The organism is Streptomyces sp. SID4985, assembly GCF_009863025.1.
Taxonomy (GTDB): domain Bacteria; phylum Actinomycetota; class Actinomycetes; order Streptomycetales; family Streptomycetaceae; genus Streptomyces.
The window spans coordinates 1-3,940 of record NZ_WWIR01000136.1 but is presented as its reverse complement, the minus strand read 5'-3'; the positions used below and the strand labels follow the sequence as shown (position 1 = coordinate 3,940).

The following is a 3,940-nucleotide window of genomic DNA, read 5'->3' as shown; positions in this document are numbered from 1 at the left end:
TGCGGCTCCGCCGCGTGGGCGCGATCAGCCACGATGGACCGGCACCCGCCAGACCACCCCGCCCCCTCCTCGGTAGGCGCCCTCAAGACCGCCGAAGACTCATCGCTTCGGCGACGATCGCCTCCAACTGCGAATGATGCGCCCCCTTCCAATACGCCCGCCCACACTCCCCACACACCGCGAAAACGTCGTACGACCTCCGCGTACCGTCCTCCAGCCGGTCCGCCACCTCCTCCGCCGAAGCCGAGCGCAGCGGGCCGTTGCAGGCGGTGCACCGCGTCCACGGCCGCAGCTCGGGCTCGAAGCGGTCCAGGATCTCGCGGAGCTGCTCCTCGGGGCGGGTGCTGTAGACGTACGCGCCCGCCCACAGCTCGCGGCGCCGCAGCAGCCCCCGGTCGCGGCTGAGCATGACCCGCTGCTCGGCGGCGGAGCGCGCGGCCAGCGCAGGGTCGCCGATGTCGAGGGACTCGTACGCCGTGTCCACGCCGAGGAGGCGGAGGCGGCGGGCGAGGGTGCCGAGGTGGACGTCGAGGAGGAAGCGGAGCGGGGCGCCGGGTACCCGCTGGGGGTGGGGGACCGGGCGGACGGTGACCGACTCGCCCGGTGCCGGGAGGTGGGAGGGCGGTACCTCGTGGCCGTCGGCGAGCAGGGTGCCGACCTCGGTCAGGGGGATGCCGAGGGACTCGACGAGGTGGCCGAGGGTCGAGACGCCGTCGATCGCGACCGCGCACGCCCCCGTGCCGCGCCGTGCCTGAGGGAGGAACAGGCGCAGGTCGGGGGCGACTTCGACGTGGATACCGGGTGTGCTCACTCCGCCAGCATGGCACGGCGTCCGGCGCCGTACGCAGCGGATTTCGGAGGGCTCAGGCGTGCTGGTAGGCCACCAGCGAGATGCAGACGTAGTGGACGATGAACGCGGCCAGGGTGAAGGAGTGGAAGACCTCGTGGAAGCCGAACCAGCGCGGTGAGGGGTTCGGCCGCTTGATGCCGTAGATCACGCCCCCGGCGCTGTAGAGCAGGCCGCCGACGATCACCAGGACCAGGACGGCGATGCCGCCGGTGCGCAGGAAGTCGGGCAGGAAGAAGACGGCGGCCCAGCCCATGGCGATGTAGCACGGAGTGTAGAGCCAGCGCGGGGCGCCGACCCAGAAGACGCGGAAGATTATCCCGGCGGCGGCGGCCCCCCAGATCCCCCACAGCAGCCACTGTCCCTTGGCGCCGGGCAGGAGCAGCAGGGTGAGCGGGGTGTAGGTGCCCGCGATGATCAGGAAGATGTTGGCGTGGTCGAGGCGGCGCAGGACGCCGTCCATCCGGGGGCTCCAGTCGCCCCGGTGGTACAGCGCGCTCACTCCGAAGAGCAGGCATGCCGTCAGGGCGTAGATTCCGCAGGCGATTCTGCCCCGGGTGGAGTCGGCGAGGGCGGTGAGCACCAGGCCCGCGATGAGCGCGGCCGGGAACATCCCGAGGTGCAGCCAGCCGCGGAGCCGGGGCTTGACGGACTCTGGCAAGGAGAGTGCGGCGGGAGCGGACGCAGTCATGAACCGCATCGTACCTACGGCACCGTAAGTTACGGATCAGACCCCCGCCGTATGCGTCCAAGGTCATCGTCTCACGCGCGGCCGGGCTCTCACGCGTAAAGAATGCGCCAGCAAATCATCATGCGAAAGCAAAGCGTGTCCGGGTTGTCCAGCGGGAACACGGACGGCGTGGCCGTGCTCACTCCGCTCACCTGTGACGCGCTATGGACAGATGGGCGCTCGCATCGGATGATCAAATGAGTGCGATCGGCACCGGATGAGCGGCCACCCGACCGGGATGCCGTACGGCATCCGGGCCGCAGCCCCCGGGGGCGTGCGACGCAACCCTTGCGGGGCCGACGGAAGAAGACCCCCACCGGGGTCACGGAAACCCTCACCTAGGAGCGATCGTGGCGCGCGACAACGCGGCTCCCACCGTCATCCCCACCACCCATCAGGAACTGATCTCGTGGGTCAACGAGATCGCCGAACTGACGCAGCCGGACAACGTGGTCTGGTGTGACGGCTCCGAGGCCGAGTACGAGCGCCTGTGCCGGGAGCTGGTCGACCGGGGCACCTTCACCGAGCTGGACCCGGTCAAGCGCCCGCACTCGTACCACGCCGCCTCCGACCCGACCGACGTCGCCCGGGTCGAGGACCGCACCTTCATCTGCTCCGAGAAGGAGGAGGACGCCGGTCCCACCAACCACTGGAAGTCCCCCGGCGACATGCGGGAGATCTTCCAGGGCGCCGGGGGAGAGGGCGGCCTGTTCCGCGGCTCGATGCGCGGCCGCACGATGTACGTCGTCCCCTTCTGCATGGGACCGCTCGGCTCCCCGCTCTCCGCGCTCGGCGTGGAGATCACGGACTCGCCGTACGTCGTCGTCTCGATGCGCACGATGACCCGCATGGGCAGCGCCGTGCTCGACGAGCTGGGCGAGGACCGCGACTTCGTGAAGGCCGTCCACTCGCTCGGTGCCCCGCTGGAGGAGGGTCAGGAGGACGTTCCCTGGCCCTGCAACCAGACCAAGTACATCTCGCACTTCCCCGAGACCCGCGAGATCTGGTCCTACGGCTCCGGCTACGGCGGCAACGCCCTGCTCGGCAAGAAGTGCTACGCCCTGCGCATCGCCTCCGTCATGGCCCGCGACGAGGGCTGGCTGGCCGAGCACATGCTGATCCTCAAGCTCACGCCCCCGCACGGGGAGTCCAAGTACGTCGCCGCCGCCTTCCCGAGCGCCTGCGGCAAGACCAACCTCGCCATGCTGGAGCCCACCGTCTCCGGCTGGAGCGTGGAGACCATCGGCGACGACATCGCGTGGATGCGCTTCGGCGAGGACGGCCGGCTCTACGCGATCAACCCCGAGGCCGGTTTCTTCGGCGTCGCGCCCGGCACCGGCGAGCACACCAACGCCAACGCCATGAAGACCCTGTGGGGCAACGCGGTCTTCACCAACGTCGCGCTCACCGGCGACGGCGACGTGTGGTGGGAGGGCATGACCGAGGAGCCGCCCGCGCATCTCACCGACTGGAAGGGCAACGCGTGGACGCCCGGGTCCGAGACCCCGGCCGCCCACCCCAACGCCCGCTTCACCGTGCCCGCCGACCAGTGCCCGATCATCGCGCCCGAGTGGGAGGACCCGCGCGGGGTGCCGATCTCCGCGATCCTCTTCGGCGGGCGCCGCGCCACCGCCGTACCGCTGGTGACCGAGTCCTTCGACTGGGACCACGGCGTCTTCCTCGGCGCCAACGTGGCCAGCGAGAAGACCGCCGCCGCCGAGGGCAAGGTGGGCGAGCTGCGCCGCGACCCCTTCGCGATGCTGCCGTTCTGCGGCTACAACATGGGCGACTACATGGCCCACTGGATCGACGTGGCCAAGGACAAGGACCCGGAGAAGCTGCCGCGGATCTACTACGTCAACTGGTTCCGCAAGGACGGCGAGGGCCGGTTCGTGTGGCCCGGCTTCGGCGAGAACAGCCGCGTCCTGAAGTGGATCGTGGACCGGCTCGACGGCCGCGCCGAGGGCGTCGAGACCCCGATCGGCGTGCTGCCGACCCGGGACTCCCTGGACACCCGGGGGCTCGCCCTGTCCGACGCAGAACTCGATCTGCTGCTCACGGTGGACCGGGACATCTGGCGCGAGGAGGCCGCGCTGGTCCCCGACCATCTGAACACCTTCGGGGACCACACCCCGAGGGAGCTGTGGGACCAGTACCGCGCGCTGGTACGACGCCTGGGCTGAGCGGGGTCAGCGGGCCGCGCTGAGCTGCCTCGGCGCGGCCGGCCCCTGCTCGGAGGGCTCGGGGGCGTGCGCGTCCATCCGCTCGGCGGCGAGGATCGCGGCGCCCGTGTCCGCACGCGAGGCGGCGACGACCAGGGCGCGCCCGGCGAGCGTGTGCGCCCGGCGGTGCAGCCGCACGAG

At 70.8% G+C, this 3,940-nt stretch carries 3 protein-coding genes; 1 reads left to right on the top strand and 2 read right to left on the bottom strand.

Going from position 1 to position 3,940, the window contains the following annotated elements; genetic code table 11:
* Positions 1 to 82 precede the first annotated feature (82 nt).
* Together GTW40_RS05360 and GTW40_RS05355 are read right to left on the bottom strand one after the other, a co-directional pair.
* On the bottom strand, positions 83 to 811 hold the full coding sequence (locus GTW40_RS05360; RefSeq protein ID WP_161178992.1) for a Mut7-C RNAse domain-containing protein: 729 nt from the start codon (positions 809 to 811) through the stop codon (positions 83 to 85).
* 52 nt (positions 812 to 863) lie between these two features.
* Entirely contained in the window at positions 864 to 1,547 is a 684-nt protein-coding gene (locus tag GTW40_RS05355) for a hemolysin III family protein (RefSeq protein ID WP_202485423.1), read from the bottom strand.
* Positions 1,548 to 1,927: 380 nt separating this feature from the next.
* Between GTW40_RS05355 and GTW40_RS05350 the strand changes: the two genes are divergently transcribed.
* Positions 1,928 to 3,760, top strand: coding sequence for a phosphoenolpyruvate carboxykinase (GTP) (locus GTW40_RS05350; RefSeq protein ID WP_161178990.1), 1,833 nt, complete (start codon positions 1,928 to 1,930; stop codon positions 3,758 to 3,760).
* Positions 3,761 to 3,940: the final 180 nt, after the last annotated feature.